Annotated in this window: 18 protein-coding genes and 2 other RNA genes; 8 read left to right on the top strand and 12 right to left on the bottom strand. The window is 44.4% G+C overall.

From position 1 onward, the window contains the following. Positions 1 to 388: 388 nt before the first annotated feature. From ACUZ8J_RS07865 to ACUZ8J_RS07850, 4 genes are all read right to left on the bottom strand, one after another. A complete protein-coding gene (locus ACUZ8J_RS07865; protein ID WP_446693524.1) occupies positions 389 to 1357 on the bottom strand; it encodes a class I SAM-dependent methyltransferase in 969 nt (322 codons plus the stop codon). Between the two features lie 236 nt (positions 1358 to 1593). Further along, entirely contained in the window at positions 1594 to 4236 is a 2643-nt protein-coding gene (locus ACUZ8J_RS07860) for a TonB-dependent receptor plug domain-containing protein (protein ID WP_446693523.1), read from the bottom strand. Between the two features lie 279 nt (positions 4237 to 4515). Further along, positions 4516 to 5724, bottom strand: coding sequence for a porin (locus ACUZ8J_RS07855; RefSeq protein ID WP_446693522.1), 1209 nt, complete (start codon positions 5722 to 5724; stop codon positions 4516 to 4518). A 221-nt stretch (positions 5725 to 5945) separates the two neighbouring features. Continuing rightward, the gene (locus ACUZ8J_RS07850) at positions 5946 to 8378 is read right to left on the bottom strand and encodes a DNA polymerase II (protein WP_446694917.1); all 2433 of its coding nucleotides are present in this window, start codon (positions 8376 to 8378) and stop codon (positions 5946 to 5948) included. 140 nt (positions 8379 to 8518) lie between these two features. Between ACUZ8J_RS07850 and dinG the strand changes: the two genes are divergently transcribed. The 6 genes from dinG to ACUZ8J_RS07820 are packed head-to-tail and all read left to right on the top strand — an operon-like array spanning position 8519 to position 13964. Beyond that, entirely contained in the window at positions 8519 to 10591 is a 2073-nt protein-coding gene (dinG, locus tag ACUZ8J_RS07845) for an ATP-dependent DNA helicase DinG (protein WP_446693521.1), read from the top strand. Between the two features lie 9 nt (positions 10592 to 10600). After that, positions 10601 to 11374, top strand: coding sequence for a sulfite exporter TauE/SafE family protein (locus tag ACUZ8J_RS07840; protein ID WP_446693520.1), 774 nt, complete (start codon positions 10601 to 10603; stop codon positions 11372 to 11374). Continuing rightward, positions 11365 to 12033 (top strand): primosomal replication protein, encoded by a 669-nt coding sequence (locus ACUZ8J_RS07835; protein ID WP_176370290.1) that lies wholly within the window; start codon positions 11365 to 11367, stop codon positions 12031 to 12033. The genes ACUZ8J_RS07840 and ACUZ8J_RS07835 overlap by 10 nt, the downstream gene beginning before the upstream one ends. Positions 12034 to 12042: 9 nt before the next feature. Continuing rightward, the gene (locus ACUZ8J_RS07830) at positions 12043 to 12735 is read left to right on the top strand and encodes a DUF2057 domain-containing protein (RefSeq protein WP_446693519.1); all 693 of its coding nucleotides are present in this window, start codon (positions 12043 to 12045) and stop codon (positions 12733 to 12735) included. Between the two features lie 5 nt (positions 12736 to 12740). Next, the gene (locus tag ACUZ8J_RS07825; protein WP_446693518.1) at positions 12741 to 13643 is read left to right on the top strand and encodes a histone deacetylase family protein; all 903 of its coding nucleotides are present in this window, start codon (positions 12741 to 12743) and stop codon (positions 13641 to 13643) included. A gap of 33 nt (positions 13644 to 13676) precedes the next feature. After that, the gene (locus ACUZ8J_RS07820) at positions 13677 to 13964 is read left to right on the top strand and encodes a late competence development ComFB family protein (protein WP_011623229.1); all 288 of its coding nucleotides are present in this window, start codon (positions 13677 to 13679) and stop codon (positions 13962 to 13964) included. A gap of 158 nt (positions 13965 to 14122) precedes the next feature. Here the strand turns inward: ACUZ8J_RS07820 and ffs (ACUZ8J_RS07815) are convergent. From ffs (ACUZ8J_RS07815) to ACUZ8J_RS07805, 3 genes are all read right to left on the bottom strand, one after another. Continuing rightward, positions 14123 to 14207: signal recognition particle sRNA small type (gene ffs / locus ACUZ8J_RS07815), an RNA gene on the bottom strand. Positions 14208 to 15444: 1237 nt separating this feature from the next. After that, positions 15445 to 15693 (bottom strand): hypothetical protein, encoded by a 249-nt coding sequence (locus tag ACUZ8J_RS07810; RefSeq protein ID WP_374924254.1) that lies wholly within the window; start codon positions 15691 to 15693, stop codon positions 15445 to 15447. 368 nt (positions 15694 to 16061) lie between these two features. Further along, positions 16062 to 16952 (bottom strand): hypothetical protein, encoded by an 891-nt coding sequence (locus tag ACUZ8J_RS07805; protein ID WP_446693517.1) that lies wholly within the window; start codon positions 16950 to 16952, stop codon positions 16062 to 16064. A gap of 284 nt (positions 16953 to 17236) precedes the next feature. Between ACUZ8J_RS07805 and ACUZ8J_RS07800 the strand changes: the two genes are divergently transcribed. Beyond that, positions 17237 to 17833, top strand: a complete 597-nt coding sequence (locus tag ACUZ8J_RS07800; protein ID WP_446693516.1) for a recombinase family protein — start codon at positions 17237 to 17239, stop codon at positions 17831 to 17833. A 734-nt stretch (positions 17834 to 18567) separates the two neighbouring features. After that, entirely contained in the window at positions 18568 to 19116 is a 549-nt protein-coding gene (locus ACUZ8J_RS07795) for a hypothetical protein (RefSeq protein WP_446693515.1), read from the top strand. Between the two features lie 91 nt (positions 19117 to 19207). Here ACUZ8J_RS07795 and ACUZ8J_RS07790 read toward each other — a convergent pair whose 3' ends face one another. From ACUZ8J_RS07790 to megL, 5 genes are all read right to left on the bottom strand, one after another. Beyond that, positions 19208 to 19504, bottom strand: a complete 297-nt coding sequence (locus ACUZ8J_RS07790; RefSeq protein ID WP_446693514.1) for a Rha family transcriptional regulator — start codon at positions 19502 to 19504, stop codon at positions 19208 to 19210. Between the two features lie 71 nt (positions 19505 to 19575). Next, on the bottom strand, positions 19576 to 20814 hold the full coding sequence (locus tag ACUZ8J_RS07785) for a tyrosine-type recombinase/integrase (RefSeq protein WP_446693513.1): 1239 nt from the start codon (positions 20812 to 20814) through the stop codon (positions 19576 to 19578). A gap of 69 nt (positions 20815 to 20883) precedes the next feature. After that, positions 20884 to 20981: signal recognition particle sRNA small type (gene ffs, locus ACUZ8J_RS07780), an RNA gene on the bottom strand. A gap of 216 nt (positions 20982 to 21197) precedes the next feature. Next, positions 21198 to 21563 carry a ComEA family DNA-binding protein gene (locus tag ACUZ8J_RS07775; RefSeq protein WP_446693512.1) on the bottom strand — a complete coding sequence of 122 codons (366 nt, stop codon included), beginning with the start codon at positions 21561 to 21563 and terminating at the stop codon, positions 21198 to 21200. A gap of 259 nt (positions 21564 to 21822) precedes the next feature. After that, positions 21823 to 23016 carry a methionine gamma-lyase gene (gene megL / locus ACUZ8J_RS07770; protein WP_446693511.1) on the bottom strand — a complete coding sequence of 398 codons (1194 nt, stop codon included), beginning with the start codon at positions 23014 to 23016 and terminating at the stop codon, positions 21823 to 21825. Between the last annotated feature and the right edge of the window lie 136 nt (positions 23017 to 23152).

Below are 23152 nucleotides of genomic sequence, written 5' to 3'. Positions count from 1 at the left end.
AATGCTTACCGTAAGCTCATCTTTCTCTTGTGATTCTTAGTTTTTTCTTCCCTTTCCTATGCCCTTACAGGCATAGACCCGCTGGCATCATTTCACAAAATGTTGACCTGTGTCAACATTCAGAACATGTAAAAACGAGTGTAAAGAAGTCTTAGTTATGAATTTTTTTACGAAAGGTGTTTTTTTAAGCAACATAATCTTTATGCGTATGCTCTAAATTCCCAACCCTACTGAAAAGCAGTATCTAACCCACTAAAAAATAATGCTTTTTAAGAAATGAAACCAAAATTGGTCGTTAACGGAATTTAAACATTTACTTGGGTATCACTCATTAACAAGCTATGACTTGAAATGAACCTATTGATAGATAAACTTGCATTTTCTGTGCTTAAGCATTTTTAAATGTCGAATATCGCATGTGCCATGCAATGACTTCATTCTTCTCATTATGCACTTCTTCTACCGCAAGCCCTTCTACTTTTAGCGTTATAAGATATTGTTTAAGAGTATTTATTTTCTCTGAATCCATAGCCGCAGCAACGAGCTCACTTAGTCGGTTTTTGTACACTTCGAGTTGCGTATTAACAAAATCAAGATACTCAAGCTTTTTATCTACAGGCCAAAAAAGTCCATTCTTGAAAAAATTGTTCACATAACTAAGAAGCTCAGTTTCATGTAATGCCATCTCATCGATTGTGGCAACCTCGGACAAATGCCGATTAATGTCCATTCGACTCTGTTCGCATTTAGGACAAGACTTCACCCGCTTTAAATCGTCTGGGCCACGCAATGTTCCCATATCCTGAGCAAGTTGTCTCAATAATTGAGTGATGATATCAATCTGTTTAAGCCGCAAGAAATCAAGTAACCTACTATTACTCCTGATAATGGAAGAACCCTTATTGTGGATAATTGACTCAAACACTCCACCTTTAACCAGCACTCGGTTCACTTCATAAAAAGACTTCTCTATGTCTGAATATTCGATACCAAATTGAGAAATTACCATATCAAATTCACTATCTGAAAAAGGTAAACTCTCTGCTCTAACATTCCCGATGAGCTCAATGCTAATATTATTATTAAGATGATGCTCGATCAACGGTTGAGAATTTATGTTAGCAAAATCAATGCCTTTAATCGCTCCTTTAACATCAGATTTTTTGAAATGATCCTGTGCTAAAAGGGGTAATGCGCCATTCCCTGTCGCGATATCTAGTAATCTAAAATTATCAGGCAAACGGTTAAAGATGCGCTCCCAGATACTGCGTAAGTGGCCTGTATAATTCTCACTAAATTCATTACCGAATGAAGTTAAGTGTCCAGATTTCCAATACTCACTCCAGTGTTCACTCATTCATATATCCCACTATTCAAACCAAACTACTGAACAGCCTACATCTTAAATAACTATTTTCAACTGTTTGAGTAATCAGACTGAATGCTCAACTTTCTTTCAAGATGTAATTAAAGGCTGGTTCTTCAAGTACGACCAAGCTTAAAAAATTTAGACTTCAAAATTTGGCCAATAAATTAATAAAAAGGCCAGTATATAACTGGCCTTTTAACTGCAAGAAGTTTATTAACTATGCATTAGAATTTGATTGTATAAGAAGCACGGTACTCACGTCCGTAGTTGTTATACAGATCAGCATTCTCATAAACGCCTTCATTCAATATTGGGTCTTCATCTGTTAGGTTATTAACCATTAACGTAACAGCACCAAAGTTTCCGGCGTCATATGTATAACTAATATTATGAATCAACCATGAGTCCAGATGACCCTCTGGCACGAGAATAAGACCAGCGGGATCAATAGCTTTATCTTTAGCATATGTACTTGCTGTGTAATTCATATTCCATGCAAAGGTATGGTCCGCAATTTTATAAGTTGTAGTGAAGACGCTCTTATAATCTGGTTGACCTTCCCAACCGGCTGTATTAGTAGCATTCGCACCACCAATCTGCTCAGACGTATAATCTAAAACAAACGAGTTATTCCAATTTACAGAAAAGTCACCAATTTCGGTCTCAATGTTCCCATTTAATACAACATCAATACCTTCAATTTTTAATTTATCACCATTGGCATAACCTGTACCAACTTTAAGCGTTTTCCCTAAAGTACCGTCGGATGTTGGAGCTCGCTCAACATAAAAAGTATCATCTGGGGTTAGTTGCCCGTTTGCAATACCACGCATCACGTTTGTGACACTTCTTTGAGCAATAGCGTTATCGATATCTAGGTTAAAGTAATCAACCTTAATTGATAACTGTTCGATAACATCCCAAGCTACACCAAAGTTAATATATTTAGACGTTTCTGCATCTAAATCCTTATTTGATGAAATGTAAGTATCAAATTGCTTAGTTGGACAAGTCCCACTACTATTCGGATTTGATACGCAGAAAGGGTAATCTTTTCCGCTTTCAGCACTAAAAGTATCTACTGCATTAAGCTGATCTAATCGTGGAGCACGGAAAGCTTCAGAATAAGAAGCCCTGACAACCACATTGTCTAACGCTTGCCATCTTGCAGAAACTTTAGGAGAAATATTACTACCGAAGTCACTATACTTATCGTATCTAGCTGCTAAGTTAACTTCTACACTATCGATAACGGGTAATGCAGCTTCGTAAAATGCAGCAAATACTTCTCTTTCCCCACTAGAAGAGTTACCAGCACTACCACCAATTAACCCTGCTTGTGATTGAGCATCATAAACCTCAGAAAAATCTTGAGTAAAGTATTCCATCCCAAAATAATGCGCAACAGCCCCACCAGGAAGTTCAAAAGCATCAAATCCTATACCGCCATTATATTGATGAAATTCGGCACGACTTTGAGTCAAAGTCGTTGCCTTCATATTAGCAATGCCTTCCTCAGAACCAAGATCGATACCATTTGCGATATTGTAAGCAAGACCTGCATAACTTAAATAGTACTCACCAATTGACTTATTATCAGCTTTATTGTAGTGGTAGTAAAACTCCCACTGAGCATCATTTAAAGCACTTATTGTCCCTCTCAATCCAGTTAAGTAATCTTGATTATAGTCATCAACATTACCATCGCGAGTTCCAATCCCAACCCAACGCCAATAACCAGTTGTTTCCTCACCATATGGATTATTAGGATTATCTGCAGACATTTTATTCCATGCTGCTGCAGGTGGCGCATAGCGACCAAATGAATTGTTTTGGGTGAACATTGTACGGCCAAACCATTCAACGTTTTCAGAAATCTCATAATTTGCATCAACGTATACAGTATTACGGTCTATTGATGCTTTATTATATGAAACGTTTGCAAACGCATACATACAGTAGGTTGAACCTGGCCCCCAATCATCATCTGCAGCAACTTTCTTAAATACATCTGATCCATATTGAGCGGCTAGATCATCACACAATGGTGATGCTTGAGCTTCAGAAAAATCTGGTGACGCAACAGTTGCGCCATAGATACTCCAACCTATTGTATCTGTATAAGCTTGAATTATTCCGTCGCCATTATTATCAGTCATACTTGCAGCAGTATAAGGACGGTCACCATCCGAAATACCTTTGCGGTCTTGATGGTCAAAAGCGAACGTTATATTACCTTTATCCATCTGATAACCAGCAACAACAGAAAATTCTTTGCTAGTCTGGCCACCATCTGCTTCACGCGAACCACTTCCAACATTAAATTCTATGCCTTGATAGTTCTTCTTCATAATGATGTTAACAACACCAGCAATGGCATCTGAACCATAGGTTGAAGAAGCGCCGTCAGTTAGGATCTCAATACGTTCCACTGCTGCCATTGGAATAGCGTTAAGGTTCGCAGAACCTCCGCCTAATGTTGGTGATCCTGGGAAACGTTTACCATCGATCAACACAAGCGTTCGATCAGAGCCCGCACCACGTAAATCAATGGTTGCTTGTGACTGAGCAGAACTACCAGACCTTTCGGAAAAAGAACCGAAAGTGTTTAAGTTGCTGTTACGTAAGGCATCTGCAACAGTAAGGTTTCCTTCCATTTTCATATCTTCTGATGAAATGGTTGTTACAGGTGATGCACCTTCTAAATCACTACGTTTAATACGTGAACCAGTTACCTCAATACGTTCTACTTTCTCGGCGCTAGCTTCATCAGCAGCCATTACTAATGGCACGTTTAGCGCAGTTGCAGCCACACCACCAATCAATGCGAAACGCACAGACTTGGCTAAAAAGTTATTCTTATGCATTGTCTATCTCCCTGGACATATTATGTCTTTATTATAATCCGCTTATTTAATAAGCAGTTTCAAACAGGAGTACCTCGCAAAACAACGGAGTACTCAATGGAAACAATAAAATCACATATAAAACCTTTAATCAACATAAAATAAACAAATAAAACAAAATGCAGACAAGATACAGTGGGAGACCTGAATGACGGCGGCATAAACAAAAACGCCAGTCATTGCTGACTGGCGTTTTTTGTTAACTTTTAGTTATCTAGTTTCTAGATAAACAGCTGAGGCTTAAAGCGTATAGCGGATACCAATGGCGATGCCGTCGTCTTCTGACAATGACATTCTGGCTTCTTGCGCTTGGTCTGCGCTGGTAAAATCGCTGAAGTCTTTACGTGCTTCAACATAGAGTACCGTGCTTGGATCCCAAACAAAGTGTAAACCTACAACTACAAACTGACGCTTGAACACATCATTAGGATCGGCGTTAAAGTTTGGTTGAATTACATAATCTTTACCGGCATCCAGAATGTTGTAAGACACAAATGGGCGTAAACCGTTATCAAACTTATAAGAAACTAAAGTTTCAACACCATAGGCATCTTTGATCAAGCGGCCAATATTATCGGTATCATGGTTTTCTTCTTTGTGAACGTTGGCCGCAACATATAAACCATCTTTATCGAAGTCGCCCCAAGTTGCGCCCACGCCGTAGATCAAATCAACAGCGGTTTTTTGATCGCCATTGCCATAGGCAATATCAAATTCACCGCGGTTGATACCCGCCATCAAGCTAAGCTTATCTGTCGCTTTGTAAGTTACAGAGCCGCCATAGGTGTAATCATAGGTGACTTGTTGCGCTTCTTTCTTACCAGCGTTCCATTCTACTTCGCAGGCTTCTTCTGTGATATTTTCAATATCACAGGTATAGAAACTGCTGTTTTTTAATTGTGTCTGAACCGCAAAACTCACATCGCCTATGCTATTACGGTATTGAACAATCTTATCACCACGACCAACACCGTTTACCGCACCGTCATCTTTGTTGAAGGTGTAAACACCCGCAGCGTTACCATCCCATACGAAACCGTAGTTGGTGTTGTAAACCACGTCATACCAAGCACCCCATTGCTTACCAATAGTGATAGTGCCGTATTCATCATGGCTAATGCCTGCGTAACCTAAACGGTTGTAGAAAAACTCATTTTGCACTGATTCGAAGCGGTTGTTATAGACAATATCGCTGTTGCCGACAGGGTTCACACCCCATTCCAATTTGGCAAAGGCGTTCCAACCGTGTGTTAACTCACGGCTGAAACCAAAATTAATTCGAGAAGCACCATTAACAACCTCAGTTTCACCTTGAGTGTTGATTACGCGCGCATCAATAAAGCCACCGATTTCTACCGCATTTTTATTGTCTTTGTAGATTTCGATTGCAGATACCGTTGGGGCGAGAAAGAGTGCTGCTAGCGCAGTAGCTACTAACGTTTTGTTCATTTGGTGCTTAACCTTTTCGTCTATAGTTTTATCAACGTCATTCCGTTGTTATATTTCCTTACAATTTCCCACCGAGAGTAGCAAACTTTCATCAAACTCTCCAAGCGAAACCGAAGGAATATCTAGATAAACATCACAAAAACGTCGCGCTTAACCTCTACAAAACAGCTTAAATCACTACAAACAACCGCAAATAAAACATAAAAAACACAATGAAAACACTAAATTAACAATAGCTGATTCGACGTAATGCTGGTGTAATTTAGTTTCATTATTGAAAAAACAGGCTCTGCAATAGGGCCTATTTGCTTATCTATGTAGTACTGATAATCAATTGTAGACGATCTATGCGAAACAGGTTCAGGACCGTTTACAGTAATTACATAATCAATCTGCGCCCCTCGCTTGCCAAAGGATGACTTTCCTGTTAGCTCACAAAGCTGTCGCGCGACTTTCACATGGGGAGAAGACTTAGCCGTGTATTCTTCTAAATTACGGCGCATACGCTTACTAAACACTAACTCATCATCGCGCTTGCCCGCTTGAAGTTCGCCGATAACATCAGCCAAATAACCACTAATATCCCGTTGGTTAAACATGCGTTCATAGAGTTCTGCCTGCACCTTCCGGGCTAAGGGACTCCAATCGCTACGAACCTGCTCCATTCCCTTAAAAGTGATTTCTAACGCTCCGCTATGGTTACGCCACGCTCCAACATAGCGCTTCTTACTCCCCTCTTCCGAGCCGCGCAGGGTCGGCATAAAAAACTGTTCGTAGTGGCGCTCAAACTGTAGCTCAAGGAAGCTTTCTAGCTGAAACTCCTTTACGATTTTACTCTGCCATTGCTGATTAATTCGCGCGGCAATCTGCTTACCTAAGGCATTAATATCACTGAGATCGGGTTCTGGGCCTAAATAGACGAAGGTAGAGTCAGTATCTCCATAAATGACTTGGTAGCCCATCTCCTCAATCCACGCGCGGGTTTGTTTCATAATTTGATGACCGCGCATGGTGATGGAGCTTGCCAGTTTCGCATCATGGAACACACAGCCTTGGGAGCCTAAAACCCCATATAGCGAATTCATAATGATTTTAATCGCTTGCGATAAAGGCGCATTCGCCTCCCGCTTAGCTTTTTCACGTTGCTCTGAGAGATTTTGGATGAGTTTGGGCAGGATCGGTTGGTGCCGACTAAACCGCGCGCCCAAAAAACCCGGAACAGTTTCAGGCTTATCTAATGCAGATCCGTTCTCATTATCTAAACCTTCAATCAACCCCTTAGGATCAATCAAAAAAGTTCGGATAATCGATGGGTAAAGGCTTTTAAAGTCAAACACTAAAATATGCTGATAAAAACCAGGGACAGAATCCATCACATAACCGCCAGGGCTTTCTATCCCTTGGCTAGCAGGCTCTGCGGGCGCGACGAAACCCGCTCTATGTAAATGCGGTAGATACAAGTGGTTGAATGCGGCGACTGAGGCGCCTACGCGCCCCAGTTCTAACCCCGTTAACTCGGCGCGAGCGAGGGCAAAATCCCACAATTGCGTATGTTCAAAGATATCCCACACTAAGCGACTATCGGTCAGATTATAATGTGCAAGCCCTTGTTTATTTTCGGCAAATAGCGCATCAATCTCTTGCGCTCGATTTTCTACATCATGAATCGCTTTGCCTTCACCTAGTAGCGCTTGGGCGACAAACTCCAAGGAGAAGCGCTCGAATTGATAAAAGGCCGCCTTTAACCAATCAATACCATCGAGCACCACTCGCCCCGGTAAACTTAAGGTTTCTGGCCGAAATTTATTCTCGACCTTCCACTCAAGGAGCGCGCCACCACGCCCAATGCGTAACGGAATGCGATGCAACATGGCACGCCGATATAACAGCGCTAAGTCAAAGGTCACCACCGACCAACCAATGATCACATCGGGATCAAACTCAGTAAACCAAGCGATGAGACTATGGATAAGCGCTGCCTCATCGTTCACCCATTCGATATAGATTGCAGCATCATGCTGCGGCTCGCCCACCATAATGACTTTTTCATAGGGCTGAGATTGCACATCGCGTCCATAAAGGGCCACGGAATAGAGTAAACCATCAAAACTGCATTCAAAATCGAGGGAGATAGAGCGCAGTTTAATTGCTGGCTGCGACGCAACCGCTTTGGCGCGTATGGCGCTAAAAACAGGCAACTGTCCATCTATGCCAGCTTTGCTGACAAAATGCCCTAAAAATGCCACATCGAGCGCCACAAAACGCTCGATTAAAAAACGCTGCTCGGGACGGATATCCGCCTCAAATAAGGGAATCCCCGCATCCGTCGCTATCCGCTGCAAGTGACGAAACACACTACTCGATGGAGCATATATTGCCGCCACGGATTGTCTTTTAAAGCTTTTAAGCGTAAGCGGTACAAAGCGCAGCGCCAGCCCCGGCGTTTGTAACTGCAATGCCACCATATCGCTTTGATGACAAAAACAAATGTACTCAGAGTCAGGTAACTCCACCAGCACAGGGCCTGAAACGGTGGCGAGATAATACTGCAGCACAAGCGTTGCACCGCGCGTAATAGCATGGCGCGTCAGGACGCGTCCCTGTACACTCACGGGCGCAGCCGTGTCATGTGTCAGACTCTCGGGGGGATTCAACTGCGGTTTCACTCTAAGGCTCTCGCTGCTTATTGATTCTCGGGATACAGAATAAAATTGCCATAAAATAGCAGAAAAGTTTCTTAGGCTATGCAATCACTGTTATTATGTACAGCATTAATTCGATAAAGTAGTGCCGCATGTTACCTGACAACGTAAAAAACCAGATCCGCGCTATCTATAAAGATATTGCCGCCTCTTTGCCTAATTTTAGGCCACGCCGCGAGCAAAATTTTATGGTGGCAGAAATCTCTAAGACCCTAGCTGGCGACTATGACAAAGATAGACGCATCATAGTGGTCGAAGCGGGTACGGGGATTGGTAAATCATTGTCTTATATTTTGGGCACGATCCCGCTTGCACTCGCGAGTAAGAAAAAAGTCTGTATCGCTACGGCAACCGTGGCGCTGCAGGAGCAGTTACTGCACAAAGACTTACCGTTTTTTCTCGAACAATCAGGACTAAACTTTCGCTTCGGTCTGGTAAAAGGGCGCCAGCGTTATGTCTGTTTATCCAAGCTTGCGATGCTAATAGGCGATGATAACAGTACCCAAATGGCCATGTGGCAAACAAAGCCGGATAACAGCCAAATTGCCATGCTGCAGGAGCTACTCAGCGACTTTAATGAAGGCCGCTGGAACGGTGAAATCGATACGCTATCGACACCGATACCAGACCATCTCTGGCAGCAAATCGCCTGCGATAAACATAGTTGTCATCGGCAACTCGCCAGTCATCGAAATTGCCCGTTTCACAAGGCCCGCGAGGACGTGGATACCTGGGATGTACTGATCGCCAACCACAGTTTGCTGTTTGCAGACTTAGAGCTCGGTGGCGGGGTGATTTTACCCGATCCCGAAGACGTATTTTACGTCATTGACGAAGCCCATCACTTACCTATCGTTGCCCGGGACTTTTCTAGCGCACAGGCAACACTTAGGGGCGCCGCCGACTGGCTCGAAAAAGTCGGGAAGACCAGTGCAAAGTTACAAAATCAGATAAAGAGCAACAATATTATCGCCCCAGCGCAGGCGATGCAGGATCATATCGGTGACTTAATCGCTCAGCTCAATCAAGTCGCCCACTTTTGTGACACTCAAACCAAACAGTTTGCCAATCCCGAGAGCCGCTATCGGTTCGAACACGGTAAATTGCCCGATGCACTAAAAATCCCAGCCGAAAATCTCGCGGCCACCTCTAATCTTGCCCTCAAGCAATTTAACAAGATGCAATTATTGCTGGCCGAGGCGATAAAAGATGGCGACATTCCTAAGCATCAAGCAGAAGCGCTACAGGCCGAAATGGGCTTTATGTTGCAGCGACTCGAAAACCTGCAAAAGCTCTGGAAAATGATGGCAAAGGAAGATTCCACTAAAGGCGCGCCCCTCGCCCGCTGGATTGAATTACTCACGGGCAAACAGGTCGATTACCTGTTTAGCGCCTCGCCGATTGAAGTTGGGTTTATGCTCGAGTCTATGCTGTGGCAAAAGGCGGCTGGCGTCGTATTATGCAGCGCAACGCTGCGGGCGCTGAATAACTTCGACCATTTCGCCCATCAGGTGGGATTATCGGTAAAGGACGGCAGTCGTTATCTCGCCCTGCAATCCCCCTTCGATTATCCGAATAACGCCACGCTCTACTTACCTAAGATGAAAACCGAGCCGACGGATGATGCCTATACCGCTGAGCTTGCCGAACACATTTTGGAACTGATTGAAGGCGAAATGGCCACCTTAGTGTTGTTTGCTTCTTACTGGCAAATGGAGAAAGTGACCGAGCTGCTCGAGGGCAAGCTCACGCAGGAAATTCTTATTCAAGGTAATGCACCGCGCCAGCAATTACTTGAGACCCACAAAGCCAAGTGCGACAAAGGTGAACCGAGTATCTTGTTCGGTACCGGCAGTTTTTCTGAAGGCCTAGACTTACCCGGGGATTACCTCACCAACCTCATTGTGACTAAACTGCCCTTTGCCGTGCCAACCTCACCCGTCGAGCAAGCCCATGCCGAGTATGTGAAAATAAAGGGCGGAAATCCGTTTCTGCAACTTACCATTCCAGATGCATCGCGAAAGCTTATCCAAAGTTGTGGTAGATTACTGCGTAAAGAGCAGGATTATGGCCGAGTCACTATCCTAGATAGACGATTAGTGACTAAACGTTACGGCAAATCCTTGCTAGACGCACTGCCCCCCTTTAGACGAGTCATTGAGTAGGATTAAGATTTGGAGTTGTTACTCGAGCCCAGCAACTGGGCCCTGTTGGCTGTCATTGGCTTAATTGCAGGTTTTATCGATGCCGTGGTCGGTGGTGGAGGCCTGCTCTCTATTCCAGCCCTGCTCACCCTCGGGATCCCACCCCACACCGCCTTAGGTACCAATAAATTTGCCGCCAGTTTTGGCTCGTCCATGGCGGCTTGGACCTATTATCGCCAACATCTGCTCAGACCCAGTTTTTGGTATATGGCGTTTATCGCCACCTTTATTGGCGCGGTACTCGGCAGTGTGTTGGTGTACCTGTTAAATGCTCAGTGGCTCGAAAAAGCCTTGCCACTGCTCATTATTGGCATCGCGATTTACAGCTTGCTTAGCCCAAATGCTATCTCGGATACCGATTGTCAGGCACCAACAAAAGCCCAACCTAAACTAAAACAAAGCCTACAAGGTTTATTATTAGGCATATACGATGGTTTTGCAGGCCCCGGCATTGGTGCCTTTTGGACCGTGAGTTCAGGTTCATTATATCAATTACCTCTTTTACACAGTTGTGCACTCGCGAGAGCGATGACCTTTACTAGCAACTTGACGGCGCTGGCGATTTTTGGCTTTCTAGGGCAAGTCCATTGGCAAATCGGTCTGTGGATGGGATTATCTATGATGCTCGGCTCCTTTATCGGAGCCCGCTGCGCGATAAAATTTGGTATGCCTTTTATTCGGCCGTTGTTTATATTAATTGTCCTGTCAATTGCCGCTAATCTGGCGTGGAGCGCATGGTTTTGAACACTTCGCAGCTAATCAGCACGTTGAAAAATCAGCTCACAACGCTTGAGCAAGAAGTACTGCAACACGACAGTCATCTTGCGCCGAGCCAGCGTAAACTTCTGCAGGATATTGAGCGCTTTAATCAGTCGCTGTTTATTCAAAATGGCGCCCAACTCATGCCTTGCATTGAACAAATTCGTAATAGTATCGGTCAGTTAGAGAAGCAAATCGCCCTAAAACTCGCGCCGCAAACCATCGCCCTAAGCTGTGAACGTATTCAAGACCGTTTTACCGCGGTTAAACGGGCGCTACTGACGACCTCAATCGATATAAAGTCTAAAAATCAACAACGTGCCAGTAAACGTGCGCGTTTTGCCCAACAACAGACCCAATCGCACCAAGCCAGTGGGTTTGCTTGGATTGCCAGCAATGTGTTACAAAATAGCCACGAAATCTATGCCGAACTGAATAAGCATCTGAATTGGGCTAAGAAATTTGAACAAAAAATTGCAGAAATGGAATCAAAACTTGAAAACTGTCATAGTGCTGACAAAATCCGTTTGCAAAATGACATCCTTTTGATGCATCGTCGTTTGGGTAAATGCAGGCAAGCCATCAGTTATATCGAAGATCGCATTCAAGCATTCGAACGTCCGCATCAGAGTCATAATCGTTAAGGAGCAACAATGAAATCACTTTTGCCAATCAGCAGCCTGCTAGTGCTACTCGGCTCTGCCTCAGCCTTTGCCGCAGATCTGAATATCCCTATGTCCTTCGAATACCTTGCCCTCGATGGCAAAAAAGTCGAGTCCAGCGTATTCAACCATAAAAGCAGCTTAGAGTTGGCGCCCGGCACTCACAAAATCGCGATCCGTTACCATGAGATGGTTGAAGACGATTTCAGTGACAGCCAGACCTTCGTAAAGTCTTCCCCTTTTATCGTGACCTTAGAAGTGGACGGCGATCATCAATATTATTTGCAAGCCGCTGAGGGCAAGGTCGTTAAAAAGCCTAAAACCTTCGCTCAAAATCCTCAGGTTGTATTAACCCGCTCAGACAAAGGTCAGGTGAATTACAAAGTGACAAACACCGACATTGAAGAAGAGAGCTTTGTCTCCCGTCTCTTTAGCGGTAACCAAGCGGTAGATGTGTCAGGCACTGCAGCCGCTGCAACGGGCGCAGCAGGCACAGCGGCGGTTGTTGCCGCGCCAGCCCCCACTTCGGCGCAGGCAGCTGTGAACGCCACCTCATTAACCGCTCCGGTTGATACTTCTAAAGCGGCTGGCGCGAATCCACAACAGATGTTGCAATACTGGTGGTTACAAGCCGATGAGAAAACACGTAAAGAGTTTATGAGCTGGGCTATTTCACAACTCTAATCAAGATGATCCCATTGGTTTATCACGCCAGCTACTCCAAGCTGGCGTTACCCTCCCACCACCGCTTTCCCACAACCAAATACGCACGTCTTTATCAGTATCTGCTCGATAATCAACTGGCTGTTCCGGCTCAATTTCATACTCCCTCACCGATGACGGCAGAAGATGTAATGCAGGTGCATCAGCAAGATTATGTCGAACAATTTATCCAAGGCAGCTTAGCCAATACGGCCTTTAGACGCATCGGCTTTCCATGGAGTGAGGCCTTAGTCGAACGTACTTTGCACTCGGTATCGGGGACGAGTTTAACCGCACATTTAGCCTTGCAAACGGGTATCGCCCTTCACTTAACGGGCGGTTATCACCATGCACACTATGACTTTGGCAGCGGCTACTGTATTTTCAACGACTTGATTATCGCCGCCCGTAAACTGATGGCCGAGCAGCAATTACATAAGGTGCTGATTTTTGACTGTGACGTACATCAAGGTGATGGCACAGCCACCCTCAGCCACAGGCATCAAGGCATTATCAGTTGCTCCATCCACTGCAAAGAGAATTTTCCCAGTCGTAAACAGCAGTCACACTATGATATTGAATTGACGAAAGGTGCAGATGACAGCGCTTATCAGGAAACCGTCGAACAGACTCTTGAGTTGTTGATTCGACTCCATCAACCAGATCTCATCCTGTATGACGCCGGCGTCGATATTCATCAAGATGATGACTTAGGGCACCTAAAGATCAGCAAGCAGGGATTGTATCAACGTGATCTAACCGTGTTATCTATGGCAAAAGCGGCAAATATTCCTGTTGCGGCGGTAATTGGCGGCGGCTACAGCCGAGACGAACTACAATTAAGCCAAAGACATAGCCAACTTTTTATTGCAGCCAACCATTTGTGGTAGCAAACTCAATAAAAATCATCATGGAGCACAGCGATGCAACTCGAAATCCGTAACTATTACGAAGTTCTCTTAATGGAAATGTTATCCGATGAAGGCCTGATGGATGAATTACCGGAGGATTATTTAGCCGATCTCTGCTGTGTGACACTCAATCAACTGCCCGTGCGCTATATTCGTCACCTAGTCGACACCTATTTCTTCGAAGATTACAACGAGTTACAAGAGCTCAAACGAGAAATCCAAGCAGCATTAGAGAAATCACGCGCCTTTCTTAAACAGAATCTACAAAAAAGAATGCAGCAGGAAGAAGCCGACAGCTAAGTCATATGGTATTGGTATCGCTACATCGATTTGCAACAAGCTTTTTCGAGTAAATTTAGCTGTGTTGCTAAATGCTAAGTAGAGCAGTTATTGCTAATAGCTGAGTTAAAGATAAAGAAGATTGGAAAAGGATGGGGACAATTGGAGGTTCCCCTAGAGCCGACACCCCGGCACACGAGTCGCTTGCTGCGGTTGCTCCCTTCCGGGCCTAGCCGAGTTCACAAGTTATCATTGCGGGGGTTGCAAGGTAAGCAACCATTCACATGCTTAAAGATACCTAAGTGGCGTTAAAACGTTGAATGACCCACTGTTTGTACCCCTTATGACGCAATGACGTCAAGTTAAATTAACCATTGCCGTACACAATGTAATGTGTTGAATTACCATGAAGGGAGCATAAGTAAACTCATAATTTGTTGCTGCTAACTATTTGGTCAATAAATAGAAATATTACGAGGCTGAACATGGAAGTGTTGAAGTTCTTTCAGGAGGGCTGGTCTATCCTGACAGGTATTGGCGTCTGTATCTGGGTTATTTATTATTACTCGAGTCCTTCAGAATGCGAGTGTGCTAGATGCAAAATAACTATCAATCATAAAGCCGATAGATTCAAAGCAGATATCCAAGGACATACAAGATATATCTGCCATAGCTGCCAAAGTAAAATCAACGAGATTGGTCTCAAAGTGGATCGTAGTACTGGACTCTGGACTCAACAGTGTCAGTACTGCAAAACTCCATTTAACCGCAATGACCAACGGAATTATATCGATGTACGAGGTGAACTGTTCGTAGTTTGCAATACTTGTGTATCATCGATTGGTAAAAATGCCCATATTCCCTTGGAAGGCAAACTATCTGAACTTCTCAGTGCGGAGTTTTTATCTAAATGTTCAGCCCACACTGATTGGCAGATCTTCATAGGAGAATCAGGTCTATTACCTTTCACCCAGACTACCATGCAAAGCCAAGAATGGAATGACTATGTAAGACGTAACACTTCGTTTAACTCTTGGGACGAGCTATTCAAGGCAGCATCGATTTGGGTTAGAGATAATCACTTGCTGCAGATACTTAGGCAGTAACATGTATCTTCCCAAATAAATTATACTTTTGTTATTTTGACGAACCTATATTTTTAGTAGTCCCAAGACTCTAAAATAGGCCAAAAATTTCTGAGGCCTTTATAAAAATAGCAATTGCCTAATTTCCCCCCTCCCCCCTAGTTGTACATAATTAACTCTCTGAATCATTTTTTAGTCTTCTAGAGTAATTTGTCTATTTGGATAGTGGAGTCGTTTTTATAGATGCTGAAGACCAAGCAGGAATGAATAACCTACTAGGGAAGCCCTAAGATGTGTTCTAAGCATGTGACAGAAATGACTTCAGCGTCTTTATTATGAATAAAGAGCATCCATGCTCAGAAGACGAACTGGTTAGTGCTGCTATACTACCTTTATAATCGAGTAACTGTGGGATCTTAGCGTTCTTTATTCGATTGGCTCAGGACTGATGCCGCCAATTCTTTTGTGCCTTCATTGTATTTGTTGCTTTTGAGAACCTTTGACGCAAATTCTTCCATTTCTGCACCAGTCTGTTTACCAGTGGAACTTTGAGCGAGAGCAGAGGCAGCCAGTTTTTTGGCTACTTGTGACGCAGAAGGGTTCGCAAGAGTCTTAGCAGCATTAGAGGCTACTTGTTTTGAGGTTTGTTTAGTGTTTTTTGACATATATGAAGCTCCAACAAAGTGAGTGAATGGTTTAGTTGACACAACGTCATATACACAGATTGGGGGTGATGTCTAAAAATTCAACAGACCTAAATTCCACCCAATAAAATTCAGTCCTTTGTTGTATATGTAAGGAAGTCTTATCACCATAGTTCACTGGATGCTGCGGTCTATTCATTGCGTAGTCTCATTATTGAATCAATGTCATTCCTATAATTTGTACAATTTTTATTTATGTGAAGACTAAATGGACAACAAAAATCTCCGAGTATTATATGGGTTTTATTCTCAATAGATTGTCGAGCCCAAGTAAATGTATGTCAGCAAAAATACTTAAGCTCTATAGATTAATTTATGTATAAAGATCTTTAACCTTTGTTTTGAATCTGCGCAGGGACTACCGCAGCAATCAGGCCATAGCCAATCTTCTCTGCAATGTCACCTTTACCGATCTTACCCCTAATGTAATTCGGAAACTTTTCAGGCAGATAGACTTCATTCATCCATTGTCTAAATTCACCAAGAGCTGCTATTGGGTAAATCCATGCGGCACAATCTCGTTGCGGCCAATCATCAGGGAATTTATGAGGGTGCTTAGTCCGCTCTCCATACTTATTAGTCAACCCATAGGCTTCCCAGTGCTTGGACCAAAAAGTTCCTACGCTCCCATCAGGAACAGTCCCTTTGTCGAAAGGCATGCCATTACGAATTGCATCAACGGTAAGACTGCTCATCTCTTGGAATACGCTGAAATATGCGGGAGGAACACGATTAAGTGTCATACGCTCATGAAACACTGTCCATGATGGAGGAAGATGGAGATTAGGGTTGTAGCCTGTACTCCTATAGATGTATTCCCTTAAGCTATAACGCGCCAGTTCTCTATAATTCTGCCTAGCACGTTCACTAGAAGTTTGAGCCTCGAAGGCGTAGTATTCCAATATTGCCATGCAGTGTTTATCTGAAATAGCATGCACAGGCGTATTTTGAAAGTTCACCCTTCTATATAAATTATTCGGGTCAGCTCCCTGCTGAACAAGCATCTGTTCTATCAGTTTCCCCCTAGGTTTATCTCTTTGCTCTTGCCATCCACTAGTCAGCGTAATAATTACGCTTGGTGCTACACCGCATAATTCGGCTAGCCCTCGAGCAGAAAGATAAGGTGTTCCATCGGTAAGAACACCCATTTCAATTCCATTTGGAGTGCTATGAACAGCGGGTATCAGCTCAAGTTCTTGCTGACTAGGTAAATTTTGCATTCAGTATCTCCGGCTTCTTATTTATTCAATATCTATATGGTGATTTGCGATTAAAAAACAACCTGAATAGTGTGTTAATTGAAAAAATAGTAATAAAGTTGTATGCAAAATTCGAAACAAAAGAGCGCTACTAGTTCAATAATGTTGTCCATCAGGCTCCCTAATATCTTCCATCTGTCTCAACAAACCATCGTTTAATGACACCGTGAATTGTGGGCCTTATCTGGTATCAATAAATTACCAATTGACATTGTTGAACCCAAAAAGCATTCTTGACACCAATTATGACACCAACTGAGAATTACCCCATGAGAACTTTTGCTTACTGTCGTGTTTCCACCGTCGAGCAGAATGCCGAGACTCAAGCCCACCAGCTCAAGGAGCGTATCCCAGAGTTACTGGATAGTCGTATCATTAGCGAGTCTATCTCTGGAGGTTTAGCTGCCATGGCTCGGCCAGCCTTCAAGAACCTAGTAGAGCACAAGTTGGAAGCTGGAGACCGACTAGTAGTCTTGAAGCTGGATAGATTGGGAAGGGATGCTATAGACGTACTCCAGACCATACAGCATCTGACCTCAAGGGGTATTAGCGTTCAGTCCTTAGACCTCCCAGTGTCAGACCTCAGCACGCCTGAGGGAAAGCTGATGCTGTCCCTGATGACAGCCTTTGCCGAGTTCGAGAAGTCCCGCATCATAGAGCGAACTCAGGAAGGACTGGCAAGGGCCAAGGCTGAAGGTAAAAAGCTCGGCCGTCCTGTAGCCAAAGGAACGACAGAGACAGTGCAGAAAGCAAGAGAGCAAGGGCTATCGCAATCCAAGGCTAGTGAGGTCTTGGGATTGTCTCTGGCGACAGTCAAGAGACACTGGAATAAGAGCCTATAAACGCTCTGGACAATCTGCAGTGGCCTCTAGAGTCTTAAGGTATTCCTTAGAGCTAATCGAGGCTCTGAGGCGTTCTGAGGATCTTCTGTAGCCCTTGTCTCTGCCTCCCTGTTTTGGTGTTGTCACTAGGCTGCCTTACGGTCATCAAGACCACCAGTAAGAGGTCATCTGCTAATTGTCCCTCCATATACGACAGAGAAATGAAGGTAACCTTAAGTTTTCCTCCGCTTCCTTTAGACTACACTGTATCCTCTGCTGTTCAGTGGTCATCCCAAAGAACTTCAGGACTGCTAGTAGGTAATCCTCAGCCCTCTCCAAAGTGTTGTGGTCTACGTATATCGGTCTTCCTTAACCTTAAGACACCTCAGACCTAAGGACACCTAAAGACCAAGGTACTCCTCAGCCTGTATAGCCAATCAGGATAATATTCCCTTTCAAGACAGAGCCTTAGATCTAAGGACATCTTTAGTCTAGCTAACTAATCTGGATAGTCATTTCCTCAGCAAGACTCTGCTCTATTAGCTTCTTCATAGTCTCGAAGACAAACATGCGTCGTAAAGACAAGGCCCATGCCCACATATTGTATTGGTCTTCGGCTCCCTGCATTAGCTAGGGGTCTTTAAGTCATCCTAAGCCAGCCTCCTAGTTCTTATATATAGCAAACCATTCCCTCAAATCCTCTACATCCCTTGGTAATAAAGGGTTTCAGCACTTTTATGGTGGACACATTTCCTATGAAAAAACCTCTTACGTCAAAACAATATCAGCTACTCATAGATATCATTAGTCATCACTCCTTGTTTGATAAGCATGACAATTGCTTTCAGGCATCAAGGCGAGAGATAGCCCTCAAATGTGGTCTTAAAAGTAAGACTACTGTTGATAGACTATTCACGAGCCTGAGAAGTCTGGGCCGCATGAAAGATGTGAAGGATATACAGCAAGAGACTCGCCCCATGCTTGACCCTCGTTTTTACTGGAAGCATTCCCCTTTAGAGAAACCTTTTGCCCTAGCCATGTTTGACCTAGAGTCATATGAAAAAGCGGTACTTTGGAGACGGGACTGCATGCTAGTTGGCCACTATATTCATGCTCAAACAGGACAGTTACTTAAGCCTTATCCTTACAAAGAAATGTGGGAGTATCGAAACTCGTATCTGAGTACAGACCGAACTAAGCACAGGGGAAAAACAAGCGCTACTGAGAGGTCGGCTACGGCGCTACTGAACTGCTATGAAGGTGAGCAAGAAGATTTAACTTTTGACTTACCTAATGCAGCCTGAGCGTCACCCCACTACTTATTGATAAACCTTGGGTAATGTTGTGGTTTCCTAGCTTCTCAGCTTTAGTTCATCCTTCGATAGACAGTACACCTTATCGGCTCAGTGTCATGTTGGGGATTTGGCGTTGCTTGGTCTCCAGCTCCAGCCAGCGGTCGATGACAGCGGCTCTGCGAACTACGTAATAGCAACAGACCAGAATCTCACACTCGCGGCGAGGCAGAAGGTAGGCACTGATTCGCTTAGTCTGTGGGCATTGCTCTGTAACCACTTGATTTTGTTGATAACCCAAATTTGGGGCATCGGCTAATTGCTCTAGCATGTTACGAATGTCACGGCAAACATGGTCGTGGCGCTTACCTGTCAGCTCGGAAATCTCGCGGCTTGACATAGTTGGGACGTTGTTGGTTGAAGTCCACTTGTATGTAACTCAGGATTTAGTCGGCTTTGACTATACAGCCATCATTCCCAATCAAGAGCCTCAACCACTTTTACTAGGTTATCTATCTTGTATTCCTTTCCATAGCGGTCAAAGGTAATTGAACCATGAGAATGACCCAATAACCCAGCAACTAAATCTGAGCTAAACTCCTTGCGCTTCAATTGTGTTGCTACTGCATGGCGTATCCCATGTAAGGTTTCACGCTCCCCCCAATCAAGCTTTTTCTTGAAATAACAGAACCACTTAGAAACTGCATGGGAATATCCCCTTGCCTCTTTCTTAGGTAATTCAGGGAATAGGCGCAAGTGACCAAGGGAGCGTTGTCGTTCCACAAAGTGAAGAAAGCCCATTGCTATTAACTTGCTATGAATTGGGATAGCCCTTTCACTACTAGGGGTCTTGATAGACTGGTCTGCTCGATTGGCTCTGATAAGGATGCAGGGATGACCGTCAATTATCGTGAAGTCATCTAGATACAGTTGAGCTAACTCTCCGACTCTAGCGCCTGTGTATGCTGCAAGTCTTGGAAGCCAATATCTATATGAAAACTTAGGATTAGTGTGAAGTGAAGTCCCTTGGAATAATTGCTTTATTTGGAATGGGGTTAATGCCTCTCTTTCTTTGGATATCTTAACCTTTTCGGATACCTGAATGCTCATGCCAACCATAGGATTTGACGTCCCATAGTGAGACGATGCCCACTGTAATAAAGCAGTCACTCGAGTCAGGTATTTGTTGATGGTTGCAACTGAAAGTTCTTTCTTCGCGCTATAGTGCTGCTTATATTTCTGAGCCTTTTCCTTGGTGAACTGGTCAATTCGAATGTCGCCCAGCAAGGCAATCATGTCTCTATATGTCTTACGATTGGTAATTTCAGTCTGTTTAGACCATGCACCACCTAAGAGCTTTTCTCGACTGTATTCTTGTGCTACTTGGCTAAGTTTCGGTAAAGATGACTGATGATAAGGCTCAGGAATAGGCTTGGAGTAAACAATAACCTTAGGATGAATATCAGAGAGACCTTCGGAGCCTGTTGTGACAGATTGAGGCTGTTTACCTTCGGCCATTAAACGTAAGGCTTTAAGAACATCCCATGATTTACGAATAGCTTCAAACTTGTCACGAGTCGACAATGAGCGTCTCAGCTCTCGCTTTCCAATGACGTCCCTCTGGGTTTCAGGTACGACTATACGCGCATACCAAATGCCGTGACGAGATTGAAATAAGTAAGGGCTTGATAATGGTTTGGCTGAACTCAAGTGCACCACCTTGTGTACCACAAGGCTTATCTCAAGCTAACCTATTGAAAAGATTAAAGAATGGAGGTTCCCCTAGAGCCGACACCCCGGCACACGAGTCGCTTGCTGCGGTTGCTCCCTTCCGGGCCTGGCCGAGTTCACAAGTTATCATTGCGGGGGGACCCTAGGGTCACCATAACTTCGAGTGTATCACTTGGTGGATAATCACCGAACGACGCGGATTATCCCCCATGGCTCCTATGGGATCAAGTGCTAATCCGTCCGTTTGGCAAATATCCGGTTTAACTGGACAATCTATAGGCAAACTAGACAAGTGAAAATGATAAAAGCCTGCTAATGCAGGCTTTTTCTTATAAGGGCTCCAGTCTGGAGGCGCCTTATCCCTAGAGCTTTATCATATGGCGATTTTGCTCAATCAGCTTAGCACCAATGCCTGAGACATTGGCCAACTCATCAATGGCCTTAAATTTACCATTCTGCGTTCGATAGTCTATGATGGCCTGCGCCTTGGCCACCCCAATGCCCTTGAGCATTTGTAACTGCTCAGACGAGGCAGTATTGATATTCACCTGAGCCGAATCAGGCATGGCTTGCTTAGCATCCATTGCCATATTTTTAGCATCGGTCTTAGCTTGGGTTTGTACTTTACTGGCTTCTTTAACGGGATCGGCCGCCATCGCAGGTAGTGCAAACAGGGCTGAAAAGACAATGGCGCTCACCATTGCGGGTAAACGGTGTGTTACTTTCATAATGCTTCCTCTCTCCTTGAAATTCGGCCTTTCGTCCTACTTCCGTGGCCGTCAATCAAACATAGACGAAGCTTTTATGAATTTCCAAACGGCTCAAAACAAATATTGTGAATCGCTAACATAACCCCATTCTTTGCAGATAGCGTTGTTGGTGATGTAGCAGGTGATATAGCAAATTGTGTCGTGCCATAAAACAAAAGGATGCCATAAAACAAAAAGGATGCCATAAGGGCATCCTTTCACTAAACCTCGCAGAGCCTTATGCCAGCATGGCGAAGGCTTGGTTTAAATCTTCGATGATATCGTCACAATCCTCTAAACCGATTGAGATCCGCAGTAAATTATCACTTATCCCCGCGGCCTGGCGCGCCTCTGGCGTGTAGGGCGAATGGGTCATAGAGGCCGGATGTTGAATAAGGGATTCCGCATCCCCCAAGCTTACGGCGATTGAAAACAGCTTAAGGTAACCCACAAAGACCATGGCTTGCTCAAGAGAGGCTGCTAATTCAAAGGCAATCACGCCACCAGCTCTCGCCATCTGTCCACCGATAAATCGATGCCCTGAATGGGATTTAAGTCCGGGATAATACACCCGAGTCACAGCAGGATGTTGCTCCAAAAACTCGGCAACGCGCTGGGCACTGTCACAATGGCGCTGCAAACGCACATCTAAGGTTTTCAGCCCGCGCAAAATCAACCAAGCATCGTGGGGAGACATGACGGCACCGATATCTTTTAGAATTTCATATTTAACTCTGTGCAGCTGCTCTTCACTGCCACACACGACGCCGGCAATCACATCGCCGTGTCCATTCAAATACTTAGTCGCACTGTGTACCACTAAATCGATGCCGAATGCCAAGGGTTGCTGTAGCAGCGGCGTCATAAAAGTATTATCGACAATGCTGACAAGCTGATGCCGTTTCGCAATATCGGCGATACCTTTGAGATCAAACACCTGTAAATGAGGATTAACCGGAGTTTCGCAAAAAATCACCCGAGTGTTGGCTTTGATGGCCCGCTCAATGGCCGCTAAATCGGTAAAATCGACTAAGGTGACTTCGATACCGAAGCGGGCAAATTGGCTGGTCATAAGGGCAAAGGTGCAGCCATAAACCGCATTGGAAGCCACTAAATGATCGCCCATCTGCAGGTTAGCCAGCAGCGCCGCCGATACGGCTCCCATGCCAGAAGCCGTTGCCGCCGCAGCTTCTGCCCCTTCCAAAATCGCCATTTTACGTTCCAGCTCGGCAACTGTCGGGTTACCTAGGCGAGTATAAATGTAACCGGGTTCGTTGCCAGCGAATCGCTCACCACCTTGCTGCGCCGACTCAAAGACAAAGGTCGCCGTTTGATAAAGTGGCGTCACCAAAGTACCAAAGGCTTCTCGCTCATGTCCGGCATGAATGGCTTGGGTTGCGGCTTTCCACTGCTTGCTTGATTCATCTTGCATTGCTCACTCCTTGTTGTCGCAGTGCCTCATTCTTTGTTGTGTCATTGTTCGTTTTAATGAGGCCATGCTTAGGGTCTTGATAAGTCCTATTGATAAGTTAATGAAACATTAGCCCTATCGAATAAGCACTAACATA

The sequence above is a fragment of the Shewanella sp. Koi 1 genome, from assembly GCF_052907445.1.
The sequence above is the reverse complement of the archived record's forward strand: the minus strand, read 5'-3'. Positions and strand labels throughout refer to the sequence as shown.